This window comes from Chryseobacterium defluvii, assembly GCF_014204415.1.
GTDB classification, from domain to species: domain Bacteria; phylum Bacteroidota; class Bacteroidia; order Flavobacteriales; family Weeksellaceae; genus Chryseobacterium; species Chryseobacterium defluvii_A.
On record NZ_JACHLE010000006.1, the window covers coordinates 149,957 to 169,260 of the forward strand.

At 36.9% G+C, this 19,304-nt stretch carries 15 protein-coding genes; all 15 read left to right on the plus strand.

The genetic code is table 11. The features are described from left to right. Positions 1 to 138: 138 nt before the first annotated feature. Positions 139 to 2,667, plus strand: a complete 2,529-nt coding sequence (gene topA / locus HNP38_RS16670) for a type I DNA topoisomerase (RefSeq protein WP_184191621.1) — start codon at positions 139 to 141, stop codon at positions 2,665 to 2,667. 104 nt (positions 2,668 to 2,771) lie between these two features. Further along, positions 2,772 to 4,325 (plus strand): glycosyltransferase family 39 protein, encoded by a 1,554-nt coding sequence (locus HNP38_RS16675; RefSeq protein ID WP_184191624.1) that lies wholly within the window; start codon positions 2,772 to 2,774, stop codon positions 4,323 to 4,325. Positions 4,326 to 4,569: 244 nt separating this feature from the next. Continuing rightward, positions 4,570 to 5,640, plus strand: coding sequence for a formimidoylglutamase (locus HNP38_RS16680; protein WP_184191627.1), 1,071 nt, complete (start codon positions 4,570 to 4,572; stop codon positions 5,638 to 5,640). A 3-nt stretch (positions 5,641 to 5,643) separates the two neighbouring features. Beyond that, complete coding sequence (locus tag HNP38_RS16685; protein WP_184191631.1) at positions 5,644 to 6,648, plus strand: glycosyltransferase; 1,005 nt, start codon at positions 5,644 to 5,646, stop codon at positions 6,646 to 6,648. A 92-nt stretch (positions 6,649 to 6,740) separates the two neighbouring features. Then, positions 6,741 to 7,859, plus strand: a complete 1,119-nt coding sequence (locus HNP38_RS16690; RefSeq protein WP_184191634.1) for a glycosyltransferase family 4 protein — start codon at positions 6,741 to 6,743, stop codon at positions 7,857 to 7,859. Between the two features lie 39 nt (positions 7,860 to 7,898). After that, complete coding sequence (locus HNP38_RS16695) at positions 7,899 to 8,756, plus strand: polysaccharide biosynthesis/export family protein (RefSeq protein WP_184191637.1); 858 nt, start codon at positions 7,899 to 7,901, stop codon at positions 8,754 to 8,756. 2 nt (positions 8,757 to 8,758) lie between these two features. Beyond that, on the plus strand, positions 8,759 to 11,254 hold the full coding sequence (locus HNP38_RS16700) for an exopolysaccharide transport family protein (RefSeq protein WP_184191640.1): 2,496 nt from the start codon (positions 8,759 to 8,761) through the stop codon (positions 11,252 to 11,254). Positions 11,255 to 11,468: 214 nt separating this feature from the next. Continuing rightward, positions 11,469 to 12,362 (plus strand): DUF6089 family protein, encoded by an 894-nt coding sequence (locus HNP38_RS16705; protein WP_184191643.1) that lies wholly within the window; start codon positions 11,469 to 11,471, stop codon positions 12,360 to 12,362. Between the two features lie 6 nt (positions 12,363 to 12,368). Beyond that, complete coding sequence (locus HNP38_RS16710) at positions 12,369 to 13,118, plus strand: isoprenyl transferase (RefSeq protein WP_184191646.1); 750 nt, start codon at positions 12,369 to 12,371, stop codon at positions 13,116 to 13,118. 30 nt (positions 13,119 to 13,148) lie between these two features. Continuing rightward, positions 13,149 to 15,686: an outer membrane protein assembly factor BamA gene (gene bamA, locus HNP38_RS16715; protein WP_184191649.1), complete on the plus strand. Its 2,538-nt coding sequence runs from the start codon at positions 13,149 to 13,151 to the stop codon at positions 15,684 to 15,686. Positions 15,687 to 15,695: 9 nt separating this feature from the next. After that, positions 15,696 to 16,253: an OmpH family outer membrane protein gene (locus tag HNP38_RS16720; RefSeq protein WP_184191651.1), complete on the plus strand. Its 558-nt coding sequence runs from the start codon at positions 15,696 to 15,698 to the stop codon at positions 16,251 to 16,253. 59 nt (positions 16,254 to 16,312) lie between these two features. After that, the gene (locus tag HNP38_RS16725) at positions 16,313 to 16,816 is read left to right on the plus strand and encodes an OmpH family outer membrane protein (RefSeq protein ID WP_184191653.1); all 504 of its coding nucleotides are present in this window, start codon (positions 16,313 to 16,315) and stop codon (positions 16,814 to 16,816) included. Positions 16,817 to 16,885: 69 nt separating this feature from the next. Further along, positions 16,886 to 17,371, plus strand: a complete 486-nt coding sequence (locus tag HNP38_RS16730) for an acyl-CoA thioesterase (RefSeq protein WP_184191655.1) — start codon at positions 16,886 to 16,888, stop codon at positions 17,369 to 17,371. A gap of 139 nt (positions 17,372 to 17,510) precedes the next feature. Further along, entirely contained in the window at positions 17,511 to 18,386 is an 876-nt protein-coding gene (gene rfbD, locus HNP38_RS16735) for a dTDP-4-dehydrorhamnose reductase (protein WP_317166743.1), read from the plus strand. 4 nt (positions 18,387 to 18,390) lie between these two features. Next, positions 18,391 to 19,068, plus strand: coding sequence for a hypothetical protein (locus HNP38_RS16740; RefSeq protein WP_184191659.1), 678 nt, complete (start codon positions 18,391 to 18,393; stop codon positions 19,066 to 19,068). The last annotated feature ends 236 nt before the right edge of the window (positions 19,069 to 19,304 follow it).

Consider the following 19,304-nt stretch of genomic DNA (forward strand, 5'->3'; position numbering starts at 1 on the left):
TAAAATGCGGAAAAGGAGGAGTTTAGCCCTTTCGGATTCTTTTTACTAAGTCTTAATTAAGTTCCATTGATTATTAAATTAAAATGATACTGCAAAAGTATCTGATAAAAAAACTTTACTTTTGCAAAAATTTTTAGAATGTCGAAAAATTTAGTAATCGTTGAGTCTCCGGCAAAAGCAAAAACTATTCAGAAATATTTAGGAAAGGATTTTGAAGTGAAATCCAGTTTCGGACATATCCGGGATTTACCTAAAAAAGGAATGGGAATAGACCTTGAGACCTTCAGTCCTGATTATGAAGTTTCTGCAGACAAAAAGAAATTGGTAACAGAACTAAAATCTGCCGTAAAGAAAGCCGAAATGGTTTGGCTGGCTTCCGATGAAGACCGGGAAGGAGAAGCCATTGCATGGCATCTGGCAGATGAATTAAAACTAACACCAGAAAAAAGAAAAAGAATCGTTTTTCATGAGATTACTAAAAATGCCATTCTAAAAGCAATACATAATCCCAGGGATATAGATCAGAACTTAGTAAATGCCCAGCAGGCAAGAAGAGTACTTGACAGAATCGTAGGTTTTGAAATGTCTCCTGTTCTTTGGAAAAAAGTAAAGCCCGGGTTATCAGCAGGAAGAGTTCAGTCAGTAGCCGTAAGGTTAATTGTTGAAAGAGAGAAGGAGATCCGCGAGTTTATTCCGAGAGCAAGCTTTAAGCTGGATGGGACCTTTCTGAATAAAACAGAACAGGAAATTTCTGCTAAACTTAAAAAAGACTTCGAAAAAGAAGCAGACGCTGAAAAATTCCTTGAGCATGCAAGAACAACGGAGTTCAAAGTCCTGAATGTTGAGACCAAACCCGGAACACGCTCTGCATCAGCACCTTTTACCACTTCCACACTCCAGCAGGAAGCTTCCTCAAGACTGGGATACAATGTGACCACCACCATGCGCCTTGCGCAGGCATTATATGAAGAAGGGTACATTACCTATATGAGAACAGACTCGGTGAACCTTTCCCAGGAAGCAATAGAAGGTGCCAAAAGACAAATTATATCAGAATATGGTGCCGAATACTCTGCACCAAGAAACTATACCACAAAATCAGCTTCCGCACAGGAAGCCCACGAAGCGATCAGGCCGACTGATTTTGGAGTAAAAAGCATAGGCGATTCCCAGCTTAATAAATTGTACCAGCTAATATACAGACGGACTTTGGCTTCTCAGATGGCGAATGCTAAAATTGAGAAGACCGTTATTGAGATCGGAAACCCGGGCTTGCCCCAAAACTTTGAAGCACAGGGTGAAGTGATTGTTTTTGATGGTTTCCTGAAAGCTTATGGAATTGTTAAAACTGAAGAGGAAGATGAAGAAAACAATGAAAAGCTGCTTCCGAAAGTAAATGTAGGAGAAATTCTGACTTACAAAACGATCACTGCCACAGAAAAATTCACAAGGCCAAGTGCAAGATATACGGAAGCCGGGCTGGTTCGGAAACTTGAAGAACTGGGAATCGGGCGTCCGTCTACTTATGCACCGACTATTCAGACCATCCAGAATCGTGAATATGTGGATAAAAGAGAAATTGAACCACAGAGCAGAGAAGTCGTTAAAATTTCTCTGGTAAAAGATCATATCAAAAAGCAGGTCCTTGAGGAAAAATTCGGCGGGGATAAAAATAAGTTTGTTCCTACGGATATCGGTGAAGTTGTCAATGATTTCCTGACTGATAATTTCAAGGAGATCCTGGATTACGGTTTCACGGCAAGAGTGGAGGAGGGCTTTGATGAAATTGCGAACGGGGAGCAGAAATGGAAAGAAATGATGACGGATTTCTATTCCAAATTCCATCCGAGGATTGAAGATGTGGAAGAAAATGCCAATCGTGCTACCGGAGACAGGCTTTTAGGAATAGACCCTAAAACCGGGAAAAATGTTCATGCCAGGATCGGAAGATTCGGGGCAATGATCCAGATCGGTGAAACAGATGATGAAGAGAAGCCGGTATTTGCTTCGCTGATGGTCGGGCAGAATATTGCCACCATCACCCTGGAAGAAGCCCTTGAACTCTTCAAATTACCTTTTGATCTGAAAGATTTTGAAGGGCAGGCAGTTTCCGTAGGAGTAGGAAGATTCGGGCCTTATGTGAAATGGGGCGAAAGCTTCATCAGCATTCCGAAAGGGGAAGATCCGTTATCCATCAGTCAGGGACGTGCAGAAGAAATCATTAAAGAGAAGAAAAAGGCTGATGCTCCTATTGCAACCTATAAAGGAGATCCGGTGACCAAAGGAACAGGAAGATTCGGTCCGTTTATCAAGTATAAAGATATTTTTGTGAACGTTCCGAAGAAATACAATTTCGAAAACCTTTCTCAAAGCGATATCAATGAACTGATTGATGCCAAGCTCGAAAAAGAAGCCAACAGATATATCCAGCAGTGGGAAAAAGAAAAAATTTCCATTGAAAACGGAAGATGGGGGCCTTTCATCAAATTTGGGAAAGGCATGTTCAAAATTCCGAAGAAAAAAGATGATACGAAATATGATGCGGAAGAGCTGAAAAGCGTTTCTCTGGATGAGGTGAAAAAATGGATCACAGATCAGGATAAAAATGCTTTTGCAGAGAAAAAGAAGCCGGCGGCGAAGAAAAAAACCGTAGCAAAGAAAAAGTAGAAAACACATTAACCGGATCCTGTGATCAGAAACAGATACATCCGGTAATTATTGCATATAACAGGTCTTTCAGTATTGAAGATCCGATTATAAAATTTTAAATGATGAAAAGAAATCTTTTTTTCCTGTTGACACTATTATTGTTTACCCTCTGCATAATTGTATCAATAGGCAACGTTGTATCTTTTGCGGGAAGATATATTTATCCTTTGGATGATGCTTATATCCATTTGTCTATAGCAAAAAACTTCGCCCTGCATCATGTGTGGGGGATTACGAAATATGAATTTTCATCTACCACTTCCTCACCTTTCTTCACTTTGCTGTTGGCAGGTTTTATCAAATTTTTCGGCAATTATGAATATTGGCCGATCGTATTAAACCTGATAGCGGCTTTTTTTCTGATAGTATGTGTCAACAATATTTTTAAGACGCTAAGCAACAGGGCTTATCTTCTCTGTCTCAATCTTGTGATCTGGTGCATGCCTTTATTTACAATGGTGCTGATTGGTATGGAACATGTCTTCCACACCTTGTTCCTGTTACTGAGCCTTTTTTATTTCAAAAAATATTCAGAAGATCATCTGTCAAAGAATTTTGCTCTGTTACTGTTATTTGCTGTTCTGTCGGTAGGTTTTAGATACGAGAGCTTATTCTTTATATTTTTTATTTGTGCTTACCTGTTCTTTGTTGAAAAGAAATTCCAGAAAAGCATTTTGCTTGGGGTTGCATCTCTCTTGCCGGTTATTATTTATGGGATCATTTCAATACAAAACGGCTCTTATTTCCTGCCCAATTCTCTTATTCTGAAAGGAAACACCAGTGATGGTGGTATATCAGGATTTGTGATAAGGGTTTTAGGAAACGGCTATCGTGGGCTTTCTCTATTGCCTTTAGTGGTGTTTTTAATGATCTTCATTTTCAAAAATAAAAGATCCGGCCTGCTGGATTTTCTAAAGTCTAATAACCTCCAGATTGTTATTCTTCTGGGATTTACGCTGCACCTTTTGTTTGCTAACTTTGGCTGGCTGGTAAGATATGAAGCATATTTATTCGTTTTACTGGTGTATGTTCTGAAAGATTTTATTGAAGAAATTCTTAATTCCGGAAAACAGTTTTTGAAATTTGCCTTTATACTGTTACTGGCGCTGCCTGTTTATTTAAGGACTTGGACTATGTTTGAAAAACAAACGCTTGCCTCAAAGAATATTTTTGATCAGCAGATTCAGATGGCGGATTTTCTTAAAAAATATTATAACCAGTCAAAAGTTGTTGCCAATGATATTGGGGCTATTGCCTATTTCACGGATATCCGCCTGTTGGATACTTACGGCCTGGGAACCATTGAAATAGCAAAGATCAGGAAAAATGATCACGGTGAGTTTAATATAGAGAACCCAAAACTAAGAAACTTTGTATACCAATATTCCAAAAACAATAATTACGATATTGCTCTTGTTTTTGATAACTGGCTTCATATGCCGGATAACTTTCAGAAAACGGGAGAATGGACGATAAAAGATAATTATATTTGTGGAGGACCTAAGGTGAGTTTCTATAGTATAAAACCTGATGAAAAAAATAATCTGATTAAAAACCTTAAGGAATTCAGGGTATCTATGCCGAAAGATGTTGAGGTAAAGATTTCAGATAATTAAACAGCCTCTAAATTAACAGAGCTATTTTCCGAACCTTGTAGGATTCTAAAATCTATAAGATTTAATAGGCTTAAAATCAGAATTTTATATCTGTAGGGTTTTAAAGCTCTATTCTCAACTAACAATGCCTGCAATAGGTTAATAAAAGTAATGCAGATCTCTTTACTTGTTGCGGTTTTTTGTATGTTTGCGGAATAAGAATAATTAACAAATCATCACATTCTCAAATTTTCAAATTAAAACTATGAATTTTGAAGATTTTATCATTTCACCCAGAAATTTCAAAACAGAAAGCTGGCAAATCGGGAGCCGTATTACCAAAGAGATTATAGAAGACAGCATTGTTCTTTTATTTGTTTCGGATTACAGGGGAGCCAACGGCGATGCGGAAGTACAGGATTTCACGGCTATAAGAAAAGAATTTTATCAGCTCTCGCAGCTGGATTTTGAAATTCCTGTTGTGGATCTGGGAGACCTGGTTTCAGGTAAAACCGTTCAGGATTCACATTATATTCTGCAGGAAGTTTTATCGGCGTGTCATTACAAAAGGGCTATTCCGGTGATCATCGGAGGGTCGAATGACTTTGCCTTCTCACTGTTTTCTGCACTGAATTTTCACAAAAAAAACATTAATTATACCCAGATCAGCAATATCATTTCCCTGAAACAAGGCGAGGATATTAATGAATATACATTTCTAAGCAAAATTTTCGGGGCTAAAAATTTCTCTATTAAGAATTATCATCATTTAGGCTACCAGAAGCATTTGAATGAAATGGATTCCGTAAAGCTGATCAGGGAAGTGGAATTTGATATTGTCCGTTTGGCTGAAATGATGAACTCTACAGAGAAAACAGAACCCTTTTTCAGAAAAGCAGATCTGGTTACCGTAAACTGTGATGCCATAGAAAGCTTCAGTGATGCTTTTTCAATGAATCCTCAGGTAAACGGATTGAACAGACGAGAGGTCTGTGCCTATATGAAAGAAATCGGACTGAGTGAAAATTTACAATCCGTAGGGATCTTTAATTATAATATTTATTCTGAAAACCAGCTCAATCACCAGCTTTTGGCACAGATGATCTGGTACCTGACAGAAGGCATAAACATCCAGCGGTCACATCCCAAAGAAAGGCACTATGAAGTTTTTTATGTGCTGATAGATAATAAGCAGTACGCCTTCAAACGCGATACCTTTAGCAACTTATGGTATTTTGGGGATGATGAGAATATAGAAAACTGTGTCCCGTGCTCGAGGAAAGACTTCGATGAGGCCAAGAAAGGCTGGTTAAGCGCAAGACTGACGAAAATTTAATGTATGACGAATACTGTTCCCTCAAAAGTTTCCATCATTGTTCCCGTTTATAATGTCGAAAATTATCTGGCAAAATGTCTTGATTCTTTAATTGATCAGACCCTTCAGAATATTGAAATTCTGGTGGTGAATGACGGAAGTACAGACAACTCTGAGCAAATTATTCAAAACTATGCCCGGAAATTCCCGGACAAAATAAAAGCTTTACATAAAGAGAACGGAGGGCTAAGCGATGCCCGGAACTTTGGCATTGACAGAGCTGTCGGAGATTATATTGGTTTTGTAGACAGTGACGATTACGTTACCAAAACCATGTTTGAAGAAATGTTGGCCCTGGCAGAAAAACATCAGGCAAAAATGGTGATCTGCAACATTCAGAAAGTCGATGAACATGGAAATGTAACCCAAAAGCTGACCCAGATTCCCAATATGCCTGAGCAGATTGTTCTGGAAAATAATTTTTCAGTTTTTTCTGATATCAGCTATTTTGCCTGCAACAAACTTTTTAAGAAAGAATTGTTTAACGGCAAAAGATTTAAAAAAGGAGTTCATTTTGAAGATATACAGCTCATTCCACAGCTTTTACTGGAATGCGAAATGCTGGCACAGACTCAGAATTTTCATTATCAGTATCTTGAACGCACGGATTCCATCACCAAAACCCATACGGAAAAGGGCCTGGATATATTGAAGGCCGTGGAAGATGTGGAATCTGCTTTTGAAAAATCCGGGTATTCCGGTAAAAAGAAAGAGCTTAAAAATTTCCAGATTTTTGAAGGGGTGTATTCCTTTCTGGCTTATCTGGCCTTTGTGAAAAATGAAAAAACTTTTTACGAAATGTCCGATCAGCTGGGAGTCTTCATCAAAGAAAAGGGAATAAAAATTAAAGATATATTGAAGTATAATCGTTTTGATAAGAATTATCTTTTATCTTTGCCACTGAAAAAAAAGATTTTTTATCTGCTTTTTTTTGCCGGACAGAAGAAACTGATAAGAAAATTGATATAACACAAATGAAAGTACTATTATTGAATGCATCTAATTAAGATTTCCTAACCGATTTCTTTACAAAAGCAAAGGGTGTACTTGAATAGAAAAAAATGAAGAATTTTGAATTGTTCTTGACTCAGACGGGGATCTCTATTTTTTATGTGAAAATAGGGTTAGGTTTCATATTTTCGTTTTTAATTACCTTTTTCTCCATACCTACCATCATAAAAATATCCAGAAGGAAAAACTTGATGGATGAGCCGGGAATAAGAAGTTCCCATTTAAGAAAAATACCCAATTTAGGCGGGATTGCCATCTTCTATTCCATCGGGATATGTGCCTCTATTTTTGCCTACGAACTTTTTGATCTCTATAAATTTTTATTTGCTTCACTGGTTATTCTTCTGTATATAGGAGTAATGGATGATATTGTGGTAATGAGGGCTTATAAGAAACTGGTAGCCCAGATTATTGTTTCATCACTTATCGTAATAGGGTCAGATATCAGGATAAGAAGCCTGTTCGGAATATGCGGAGTATTTGAACTATCTTATTTGGTAAGTGTTTTGTTCAGTATAGTTACCTTTATTATTCTCATCAATGCTTTTAATCTCATTGATGGTATTGATGGCTTAGCGGGAGGGTATTGTGTGATATGCAGTGCGCTTTTTGGGATAAGCTATTACAGGCTGGGGCAATACAATTATCCGCTGGTGGTTTTATCTGTGATAATAATTGGGGCGGTTCTGGCGTTTCTGTATTATAATTTATCAAATTACAGAACCAATAAAATATTTATGGGGGATACGGGGTCCATGCTTTTAGGGTTTTTACTGGCATTTACTGCTGTATGCTTTATTGATATTTTTATAGATAAAGCCCTTCCGAATGTTCCAAGGTATCATTTAAGATCCGCTCCAGCGGTTGCCGTTGCTATTTTGATTTTGCCTATTGTAGATACACTCAATGTTATTATTATACGGCTCGCCAATAAAAGATCTCCTTTTGATGCCGATAAAAACCATATCCATCACAAACTATTAAAACTTAATCTCACCCACAGAAGATCCAGTTTTTATATCATAGTTTATTATCTTTTGATTGTAATTGTTGCCTATTATTTAAGACATATAAATGTAAACCTGTTACTTGTGATTATATTGCTGTTAGGCTTTTTGGGAGCTTATCTGCCCGATTTTATTTATCGTTTTAGAAATAATAAGAAGTAACAATATAAAAATCTTTATTTTTGCAAACAACATTGAAATATGATGAAGAACTATAAGTATTTATTCTTTTTGCTGCCTTTTTTTCTTACGTCCTGTATTACTACAAAGGATGTAAGATACTTGCAGCCCAATGAGAACCTTGTCATCAATGAAGAAGGACTGGTTCCCTATAATATTCCTGTATACAGAATTACCAAAAATGATATTTTAAATCTGAATATTGTGACAACTCCTAAAGGAGATGCGGCACAGTTCTATTCCAGTTATAATACATCAGGAAGCAGTGAGGCACGAAGTACAAACACCGTAGCAACCGGGCGTTCAGGAGGCAGTGGTGCAAATGGCGGAAATGCTACTTTTTATTTTGGAGGTTTAAGGGTTGATTCCAGAGGAGATATCAAAGTTTTTGGAATAGGATATGTGAAGGCGGAAGGAAGAACCATAGAAGAAGTTTCCCAGGAAATCCAGGATAAAGTGAATGAAAACTTTCAGGATGGGAAATCCGAAGTAAGGCTGAATACGGACGGGATTACTTATTATATTTTAGGAGATATTGAAACTACGGGAATTACCGGAGAAAAAGTTGCTCATAAAAATACCATGACAATTACTGAAGCTCTGGCCATAAATGGGGGATTGAACAGGAGTGTTGACAGAAAAAATATTGTGATCCGCAGAAAATTACCCGAAGGGATCAAGACCGCCAGGATAGACCTTACCCGGGAGGACATTATGAATTCACAGTACTATTATATACAGAACGGTGATGAGATCTATCTTAATACACGGGCGAAGAGCCTGAACGGACTCGGAAAAGATCCGATACAAACTTTAACTACAGGGGTATCCGTGATTACAACGGCATTATCAATTTACCTACTTCTTAAAAATCTATAATCATGATTCCAGGAAAAGATGCTACTGTAGAGAAAAATGATTCCCAGAAAGAGAAATACGGATCATTTTCATTATTTGATATTGAACATTTTTTAAGAAAGATTTTAAAGAACTGGTACTGGTTTGTTTTCATGCTGCTTATTGGCTATGTCATCTCTTGGGTTTATAGTAAATACTATGCACAAAATGTATATGCGTCCAATTTGTCTTTGAGTATTTCTAATAATACAGCCAGTTATTTTACCCCTAACCAGTCGATCAACTTGATTTGGGGACAAGGCGGGAACCACGATGGGGTTTATCTCAAAAAAATGCTTTTGTCCAGATCCCATAATGAATATTTGGTGAAAGAATTAGACCTTTTTGTGAATTATACTACAAAAGGAGTGGTAAAATCTACCTATCTGGATAAAAATGACTCACCAGTTTTTTTACAGATAGATAAAGAACATCTGCAGCAGATCAATTACCCGATTACGCTGATCCCTAAAAGTAATAATACCTATGAGATTGTGTTGCCGGATGAAGGAAAGTCTACAAGTTTATATAATTTCCAATCAGAAGGTTTCCAGAATATTGCTAACTATGAGAAACCTGCCAATAAGATAATCAGGGTGGGAGAATGGTACACTACGCCCAATCTAAAGTTCAGGTTAATTCAGAATCCTGTAAAGCCTAAGATAGCACTTGATAAAGTTATCGTTACCCTGGTTTCTGTAAACCAGGCGGTAAATAATATCGTATCTACCATCAATGTAGAATTTGATAAGGAGATCAATACCATTATGATTATTACAAAAAAAGGATATAATCTTAATGGTACGGTAAACTTCCTTAATAAATCTGTAGCTGAATTACAGAAAAAAAGGTTTGCAGACAAAAATATCGTTAATAAAAATACGGATGCCTATTTGCAGGGAAGCATCAATGGAATCAGAAAGAAACTGGATTCCAGTGCCTCAATTTTGAATTACCTGAAAATTTCCGAAAAACTTTATGATATTAAAGACAGGGATGAAAAATCTCTCCAGAAAATAAAAGATTTAGAGACCAGAAAGGCAGATTTTTTAAGCAAACTGAATTCTCTGAATAATATTAAGAATACCCTTCAGACACAGAATCTGGATAGGATGATCAGTACCAGTGCTGCAGGATTTGAAGACGGCCTTTTTACAGCTACCGTTACGGAGCTAAAAGCCCTGTATCTTAAAAGAAGAGAATTGGCTACCATCTATACACCGAACTCAGAGCCTATGAAAGAGATCAACAGGCTTATTGATGACGCCAGATTGGCTTCTTCTAACTCTCTGAGAAATTATTACTCAGGATATTATGATGAGATCAACAAGATAGACCGTGAGATTGCAGAAGCTAATTTCAATCTGGATTCCTATCCTGAAAAAGAAAGAAAATATCTGGATGCGGAAAGAGGTTATAATATGATCGAGGCTACCTACAATAGCCTTCTTAACAGACAGAATGATGCTCAGATGAAGCTGGCGACCAATCAGTCGGACATTACAGTAATTGACCCGGCAAAAAATCTTGGACAAGCCCCTATTGCACCAAACGTAAAAGGAACGAAGCTGGCTATTATGGGAGGTTTGCTGTTGCTGCCGCTGCTATTTATTCTGATAGGAACATTACTAGACAATAAAATAAGAAACATAAAAGAATTATTGAGCGCTACCAGAATCCCGTTATTAGGAGTTATCGGTAATAACAATAATGAAAATATGCTTACCGTTCTGGAACACCCGAAATCTTCTGTATCGGAGGCGTTTAGGGGAATAAGAGCCAATATGAGATTCCTGTCCAATGAAAACGGAAAGAGCAAAGTGATTCTTGTTACCTCTTCCATTGGAGGAGAAGGTAAAACCTATGTTTCCATCAATTTGGCATCCGTTTTAGGTTTAAGTGATAAAAGAACAGTTTTGCTTGGAATGGACCTAAGAAAGCCAAAGATTTTCGGTGATTTCAAAATAGACAATAAATATGGAATATCCAACTATTTGACAGGTGAGGTTTCCATTGATCAGATCATCAATAAAACAAAAATCCCTAATCTGGATGTTGCTACTTCGGGGCCTATTCCTCCCAATCCATCCGAACTTCTGATGAGTGAAAGGAATATAGAATTCATTCAGAAACTTAAAGAAAAATATGATTTTATTATTATAGATTCCCCTCCTGTAGGGCTGGTTGCGGATTCTTATGAACTTATGAAACACTCCGATGCCAATATCTATGTTGTACGCCATGAATATACAGAAAAGTATATGCTTAAAATGGTTACGGAGAAATACCATAATGATGAAATTGAGCATTTAGGATTAGTATATAATGACTATAATACTAAGCAGGGATATGGTTATGGATATGGCTATGGGTACGGCTATGGTTACGGATACGGATATTTTGATGAAGACAAAAACTATAAAGAACCATTACTGATTCGTATAAGAAATAAAGTACAGACAATATTTAATAAAAAATAAATATTTTCAAACCCTCATTTAATGGGGGTTTCTGTATATTGAGCAGGGTGTGGGTTATTAGAAAAAGAATATTTTTGACACTTTGCCGTTTACTTTATAACAAATTATGTTTTTTTGTTTATTTTTAACTAAGCATTAAGAATATCATTAATATAAAAATGTTTTATATTTGCAAAAATTAAATTTTAAAATAACCATAAATCCATATTCTTTTATGAATAAAAAATTATTATTTAGCTTCCTTGCCATACTAGGGACAATGGCAGGTGTTAAAGCACAAAGAAATGAATTGGGAGTTCGTCTGGGCATGAGTAACCTGGTGGCAGATATAGGGCGGACCAATTATATCTTACAAAAGCCATTGGATTTAGACAAGATGTCAGAATGGGGATTCCCTTTTTATGGAGGATTGTTATACAGATTTAATTTTAATCCTTATCAGACTGTAAGATTAGACCTTGGTTATAACCAGGTTCAGTTCAGTGATAAGGTGGCAAAAGAAGAATATAGAAGGAATAGAAATGCATATGGGAAAAATAATATATATGAAGCAAGCTTGATGTTTGAATATAATTTTTTCCCGGTGAATAATGAACAGGTAAGCATGCTGAGCCCGTATATTTTTGGAGGGATCGGAGCATTGATGTTCGATGCGCCAAAAGCTACCCTTGTGCATGATTTCAGGAGAGATGCGGATGGAGTAGCTCAGGCACCTATTAATGAGTTGGACTATACTTCCAAACCAGTATATTCTACAGGTAAAAAAACAACAGTGCATGTTCCTTTTGGAGTGGGTTTAAAATATAAGTTTAATTATAGCTGGGCAATTTTTGCAGAAGCTACATTCAGGTATACGCTGACAGATCAGTTGGATCATAGTAAGATACTTGACAAAGACTTAAAGTCCAGTTATAATGCTGATATCCTGGATCCGTCTACCGGTGGGTCACTGCTGCAGTCAGGAAACTATTATATCGTTTCCAAAGAAAGGGAAAGTGCATTCCTGAGTGAAAGAAATATTGGAGACTCCGGATCTAAAGATTGGCTGAATACTTTCAGTTTAGGATTAACCTACTCTTTCGGAAGACCTCCATGTTATTGTGATTAATTAAATATGTCATTAATTAAAGATAAAATAGACCCCGAGAATTTACCAGAACACGTGGCCATCATTATGGATGGTAATGGAAGATGGGCAAAATCTCGTGGCGAAGAAAGGACCTTTGGTCATAAAAATGCCATTAATGCGGTAAGAAATGCCATTAATGCATGCAATGAGATACATATACCTTATCTGACTCTTTATACATTTTCCTCGGAAAACTGGAACCGGCCCAAGGATGAAGTAAATACCCTGATGAATTTACTTTCAGAAACCTTGCTGCTTGAAGCCGATGAGATCTTTAGTAAAGGGCTGCGAATGCATGTTATCGGCAATCTTGAAAAACTGCCGCCATTGGTAAAAGAACAGTTGCTCCGTGTGGTAGAGCTGACAAAAGAAAACACAAAAGGTAATTTAGTATTGGCCATAAGCTATGGCTCACAAAAAGAAATACTGAATGCCATCAAAAATATAAGCACAGATGTGAAGGAAGGAAAAATTGATGTAGAAAGCATTGATGAGAAATTATTCGAAAACTATCTTTATACAAAAGATTTTCCCCCTGTAGACTTATTGATCAGAACCAGCGGTGAGATAAGAATAAGTAACTTCCTTCTTTGGCAGATCGCTTATGCAGAACTGCAGTTTTTAGATGTTCTGTGGCCGGATTTTACAAAAGACATTTTCTTTCAGTGTATTGTAGATTATCAAAACAAAGAAAGAAGATTCGGAATGACCGGAGAACAAATAAAAATCCAGTAAAATTTTAAAGAAAAGAAAGACTACGATAAAATGAAGTTTAGACTATTACCCATCATTGTGTTTGTTGCTTCTGCACATTTTTATGGACAGGTAACTCCACAGGACAGCACAAAAGTGAATAATCCTGTATATGCAGAAAATCAGACAGGCACATACATGCTTAAAGATATTGTTGTAGATGGGGTGAAAAAATACACACCGGCCCAGATATTAAGATTCACAGGACTATCCAAAGGAGAAAACGTGGAGATTCCGGGGCAGAAAATCAGCAATGCAATCAAAAAACTTTGGGATACACAGTCCTTTTCTGAAGTAGAAGTATATGTGCAAAGTGTTGAAGGAGAAACAGTAGTTTTAAGATTCTATCTGCAGGATCTGAAAGAGCTGGGAGAAGTTAAATTTACAGGGAAAGGTATCGGGAAATCTAAAAATGAAAAACTGGCTAAAGACAATAATCTGAAGCCGGGAACTAAAATTACCCAGAATCTGGTTTCCAGCCTTAAAACGAATATCCCTAAAGACTACATTAAAAAAGGATTTGCAGATACTAAAATTACCATTCAGGACAAAGTAAATGCAAATGATCCTGCTTTGGTAGACTGGACAATCAATATAGACAAAGGAAAAAGAGTAAAGATCGATCATATCGAATTTGAGGGAAATACCAATATCACAGATGCTAAACTCAGAAAAAAAGCATTTAAGGAAACCAAGCAGAAAAGATTTGGTATCGGAGGTATTTTGAAATCCTCAAAATTCATTGAAGAAAAATATCAGGAAGACAAACAAAACCTGGTTAGCTATTATAACTCCTTAGGGTACAGGGATGCCGCAATAGTTTCCGACTCTGTATGGAGAAATAAAAAGAATAACTACGAGATCAATGTAAAGCTTAACGAAGGTAAGAAATACTATATCGGGGATATTACATTTACCGGAAATACAGTATACGCTACAGAACATCTTCAAAGGCTTCTCGGGTATAAGAAAGGAGACATCTATGATGCAGTAGGATTCAATAAAAAAGTTGGGGAAGACGGAGGAAAAGAAGATGACTCAGATATCAAATCCGTTTATATGAATAACGGGTACCTTTTCTCAAACGTTACCCCGGTAGAGAAATCCGTTTCCGGAGATGCCGTTAACCTGGAGATCCGTATCAGTGAAGGAGAAAAAGCCTCTTGGAACAGAGTAACATGGGAAGGAAATACAACAACCCATGACCATGTTATCCTGCGCGCCCTAAGAACAAAGCCGGGAAGCTTATTCGCAAAAAGCGATATCAAAAGAACCTATTTTGATCTTGCCGGAATGTCTTTCTTCGATCCACAGCAGATCGGACAGGATATCCAGCCTAATCAGCAGGATAATACCGTAGATATCAACTGGAAATTAGTTGAAAAAGGATCTTCGCAGGTTCAGCTGCAGGCAGGGTACGGAGGAAATAGTTTCATCGGAACCCTAGGATTGACGTTCAATAACTTTTCATTAAGGAACTTTCTTAAACTCAAAGATTTCAAACCTGTACCGCAGGGTGACGGGCAGACCTTATCCATCCAGGCACAGGCAGGACAATATTTCCAGAACTACGGGATATCATTCGTTGAGCCATGGTTATTCGGAACAAGGGCGACAGCCCTTTCAGTAAGTTTGAATAACTCCAGAGTTAAATATTCGGATAATGCCGGAAACGATCAGAAGCTGAACATATTCTCCGCTTCCGTTGGTTTGAACAGATTATTGAAATGGCCGGATGATTATTTCTCACTATATACAGGTATTCAGTACCAGAAATATAATTTCAGCAACTATCCGTTCGAGTTCGGAGATACAACAGAATATTACGGAAATGCAAATAACCTGAGTGTCAATATAGGACTGACCAGAAGTTCTGCGGGGATAGACCCTATATTCCCGACCGTAGGTTCCAATATAGAGCTTTCGGCAAAACTTACACCGCCTTATTCATTATTCAGCAATAAAGATTATTCAACTATGTCCCCTACAGACAAGTATAAGTGGATGGAGTTTTACAAGATCAAATTTAAAGCGGATGTTTATAATGAGATCGTTGGAAAACTGGTGTTGAGATCATCCGCTGAAATGGGATTCATGGATGGGTATAATAAAGAATTGGGGGCGCCGCCTTTCGAAAGATTTTATGTAGGAGGAACCGGGCTTTTCGGAGGAAGATTTGATGGTAGGGAACTGGTTCCGCTAAGAGGTTATGAAAACGCCTCTACTTATGGAGGTACCATTGATGATATTACCCAAAAAGGAGGAGGTACTATTTACAATAGATTTACGTTAGAATTAAGATACCCTATCTCATTGAACCAGACTGCTAAAATATATGCTTTAGGATTTGCAGAAGGAGGAAACGTCTGGAATACATGGGGAAGCTACAACCCGTTCCAGTTAAAGAGATCAGTAGGATTAGGAGTAAGAGTATATATGGGAGCCTTTGGTCTTATCGGATTTGACTTTGCTTACGGATTTGATAAAACCGTACTGGGTACAGAACCTTCCGGCTGGAAGACACACTTCCTGATGAACCAATCATTATAATGAAATGATATGAAGAATTTTAAAATAATTTTCACATTTGTATTATTCCTGCTTTTCGGGATAAGCAGCGCACAGAAAATAGGTGTGGTGGATACAGACTATATTTTGAATAAACTGCCTCAGTATAAAGAAGCTGAAGCCAGGCTGAATGCACAGATCGATACCTGGCAGTCCGAGCTTCAGAACCTTCAGTCCGAATATGAAAGCAAAAGATCAGCATTCGAAAATGAAAAGGTACTATTAATAGGAGAGCAGTTGAAGCTGAGAGAGAAAGAAGTATTGGATCTGGAGAAAAATATTAAGACCACCACCAGTTTGCGTTTCGGGGCTAATGGAGAAATTACCAAGCTAAGAACCAATCTCGTGCAGCCATTTCAGGATCAGATCTGGCGTGCTATTGAATCAGTATATGAGAAAAACGGATTAGGCATAGTTCTTGATAAAACAAGGGATAATGTGCTTATTCATCAGAAAAGATACGATTATTCAGACAAAGTATTGGATATTTTGCTGAAAGGAGAAACTTCAACAGATAAAAAAGCAAAAACTAATAAAAGTAAAAAGTAAGTTAACTTTTACTTAAATTTAAGATCTAAAAAACAAATTAAATTATTTATTTACCAATTATGAAAAAATTAAGTGTATTATTTGCAGCAGTGATGATGGTTGTTTCTGTAGGTATGGCAAAGGCTCAAAAAATTGCTACTTTAGACGTTATAGGTGTTCTTAATGCAATGCCTGAAAAGAAAAAAGCAGATGCTGACTTAAAAACTTTCTTAGATACTAAGCAGGCTGAAATTAAAAAGAAAGCAGATGCAGGACAGGCTAAATTAAAGCAATATACAGAAGAAGCTCCTAAGAAAACAGCTGATGAGAACAAAGCAAGAGAAGCTGAATTACAAAAACTTCAGGAAGAAATCGGACAAATGAATGACAAAGCTCAGAAAGACTTTATTGCTAAGCAGGATGTTGCCTATGAGCCGATCGAGAAAAAACTAAACGATGCTGTAACTAAAGTTGCAAAAGCAAACGGATATGACTATATCATGGATGCTAACTCTGCCGCTTTTATCTATAAAGGAGGTGCAGACGCTACTGCAGCTGTAAAAAAAGAACTTGGAGTTCAATAATTTTACAAATTAACAAAGATTTATAAATCTCACCGTCTCATTTAGAGGCGGTTTTTCTATTTTTGCCTAATGGAAAAAGAAGTATCAACCACGGTAAAAGTTAGATTTAGTGACTGTGACCCGATAGGGCATCTGAACAATGTAAAATATCTGGATTACATGTTTAATGCCAGGGAAGACCATGTGGAAACATTCTACGGATTTACCTATGAAGAATACACCAAAAAAACAGGCTGTACATGGATCGCAATACAAAACGAAATAGCATACCTGAAAGAAGTAAGATACAATACCCAGGTGGTAATAAGCAGCAAAACGATCGAGATCCGGGATAGAACCGCCAAAGTGGAAATCCTGATGAAAAGCCAGGATGAAAAAACAATCCATGCCGTATTATGGGTTACTGTGATCTATTTTAATGTCAAAACAAGAAAGTCAGAAGTCCATCCGGAAGATATCAAAGAAATATTTCATAAGTTTTATGTAGATCTGGAGCAGAAAGACTTTCAACCAAGAGTGAAATTCTTAAGAGTTCAAAACGCGAAAAATTCATAATACAATAAATGGTAAATGGAAAACATTTTATAAAAATATCATTCTTAAATTTACTATAGAGCCACAAAGTGGCGGCTTAATATAAAATAGGATAAAATCCTACCAATCCACATCAGATCTAAATAATTTCAAGGCAAAAATTACACAGGTATACATGAAAAAAATAGCAGTAATAGGAAGCAATGGTCAGTTGGGAAACTGCATAAGAAAAATAGCTCCTGACTTTGAAAATAACTATGAGTTCATCTTTACAGACTCTCATACACTAAATATAACAGAAGAAGATCAGGTTAATGATTTCTTTTACGATAACAAACCGGATTTCTGTATCAATGCATCAGCGTACACCGCAGTTGACCTTGCCGAAAAAGAAACTGAAAAAGCCTTTGCAGTGAATGCAGAAGGAGTTGCCCACCTTGCACAGGCTTGCGCAGACTATAAAACAGTACTCATTCACGTTTCTACAGACTATGTGTTTGATGGAGAAACAAACCTTTGCTATTCCGAAGACGATTTTACAAACCCAATTGGCGTTTACGGAGAATCAAAAAGAGAAGGAGAAGAGTTGGCTTTGGAAATAAATTCTAAAACAATTATCCTTAGAACCTCATGGTTGTACTCAGAATTCAACAAAAATTTTGTGAAAACCATGCTCAGCCTGTTTTCTCAAAAAGAAGAATTGGGAATTGTGGCAGACCAATTTGGACAGCCAACGAATGCAAATGATTTGGCAGAGGCCATTATGAATATCATTGAAGTGCCACAGAAAACATTCGGAATCTTTCACTTTTCCAATTACCCGGAAACAACATGGTTTGATTTCGCAAAAAAAATTGCAGAACTCTCAGGATCTTCCATAAAACTGAATGCTTTAACCACAGAGCAATACCCAACGTCGGCGAAAAGGCCCAAAAGAAGCACAATGTGTTTAGACAAAATACAGGAAACGTATAATATTGAGCTAAAACATTGGGAGAACAGCCTTGAAGATTGCATTAATACCCTTTCACAATAATACAATGAAGAACTCAGGAATACTTATTTTAATGTTTTTTATTCAGCTTGTTAATGCACAGAATGTATATTTAACAAAAGTTGAAAAAACAAATGATAATGCAGACAAATTTTTATATAAGATTAACGAAGAAATAAAAGAGGCAGAATATTTGGGAGAAGTAGAAGTACAGGGATTCTCAAAAGATGATGCACTCACCTTTTCATTAATATATAAAAAAGCAAAAGAAATCGGGGCCAATACAATAGCATTAAAGCCTTTTGAAAATATTGACGGTTCTCCTCAGGAATTCAATCCGTCAAATTATAGATTAAGTTTATATTATTTACCGAAAGAAAAGCTGGTTTCTCAAACGGGTAGGCTATACCTGTTCGCCTCTGCAGATAAAGATCAGAAAATAAGCATTAATAAAAAAGACCATACCCTGTCTCCGAGATCTTACCTGAGGATTAATACAATTCCCGGAGAGTTGTACACCGTTTCCACAAAAAAACTGTTGGGATCCACAGTAAAGCTTCAGCCAAAGCAGGGAAATGCCAATCAGTACTTTCAGGTATCCTCATTAAAAGTGAGATCCGATGATTCGGGAGTGGGTGGTCTGAACTTAAAATCAGGTGATATAATAGGGTTGGAAAAATCCTTCGCCGAGTTTTTAAGCCTTATATATTCGGAAATTAAATAGCTTCAACCGGAAGAATTTCTATTTTTCACCTTCACATTTTCATATTTTCACAGACTTTTCTTAAACACTGCCTCCAATCTTTAAAATTTTTCAATTTGTTACTCAGTGTTTTAGAGTTTTAAAGTTACGTGGATGTAAAAATTATGTTAAATAGATTTGTTTTGTGTGTAGATAAGTTTGTATTTTTGCGGGACCTAAAACCGGGAGGTATTAGGCAGCGCAGGAGGGCTTTTAAT

Bases quoted from the DNA above. Each gene is read 5' to 3' on its own strand.
- HNP38_RS16675 (WP_184191624.1), top strand. From the start codon at position 2,772: ATGAAAAGAAATCTTTTTTTCCTGTTGACACTATTATTGTTTACCCTC.
- HNP38_RS16695 (WP_184191637.1), top strand. From the start codon at position 7,899: ATGATGAAGAACTATAAGTATTTATTCTTTTTGCTGCCTTTTTTTCTT.
- HNP38_RS16725 (WP_184191653.1), top strand. From the start codon at position 16,313: ATGAAAAAATTAAGTGTATTATTTGCAGCAGTGATGATGGTTGTTTCT.
- HNP38_RS16700 (WP_184191640.1), top strand. From the start codon at position 8,759: ATGATTCCAGGAAAAGATGCTACTGTAGAGAAAAATGATTCCCAGAAA.
- HNP38_RS16705 (WP_184191643.1), top strand. From the start codon at position 11,469: ATGAATAAAAAATTATTATTTAGCTTCCTTGCCATACTAGGGACAATG.
- HNP38_RS16690 (WP_184191634.1), top strand. From the start codon at position 6,741: ATGAAGAATTTTGAATTGTTCTTGACTCAGACGGGGATCTCTATTTTT.
- HNP38_RS16720 (WP_184191651.1), top strand. From the start codon at position 15,696: ATGAAGAATTTTAAAATAATTTTCACATTTGTATTATTCCTGCTTTTC.
- HNP38_RS16740 (WP_184191659.1), top strand. From the start codon at position 18,391: ATGAAGAACTCAGGAATACTTATTTTAATGTTTTTTATTCAGCTTGTT.
- HNP38_RS16710 (WP_184191646.1), top strand. From the start codon at position 12,369: ATGTCATTAATTAAAGATAAAATAGACCCCGAGAATTTACCAGAACAC.
- bamA (WP_184191649.1), top strand. From the start codon at position 13,149: ATGAAGTTTAGACTATTACCCATCATTGTGTTTGTTGCTTCTGCACAT.
- HNP38_RS16680 (WP_184191627.1), top strand. From the start codon at position 4,570: ATGAATTTTGAAGATTTTATCATTTCACCCAGAAATTTCAAAACAGAA.
- HNP38_RS16685 (WP_184191631.1), top strand. From the start codon at position 5,644: ATGACGAATACTGTTCCCTCAAAAGTTTCCATCATTGTTCCCGTTTAT.
- HNP38_RS16730 (WP_184191655.1), top strand. From the start codon at position 16,886: ATGGAAAAAGAAGTATCAACCACGGTAAAAGTTAGATTTAGTGACTGT.
- topA (WP_184191621.1), top strand. From the start codon at position 139: ATGTCGAAAAATTTAGTAATCGTTGAGTCTCCGGCAAAAGCAAAAACT.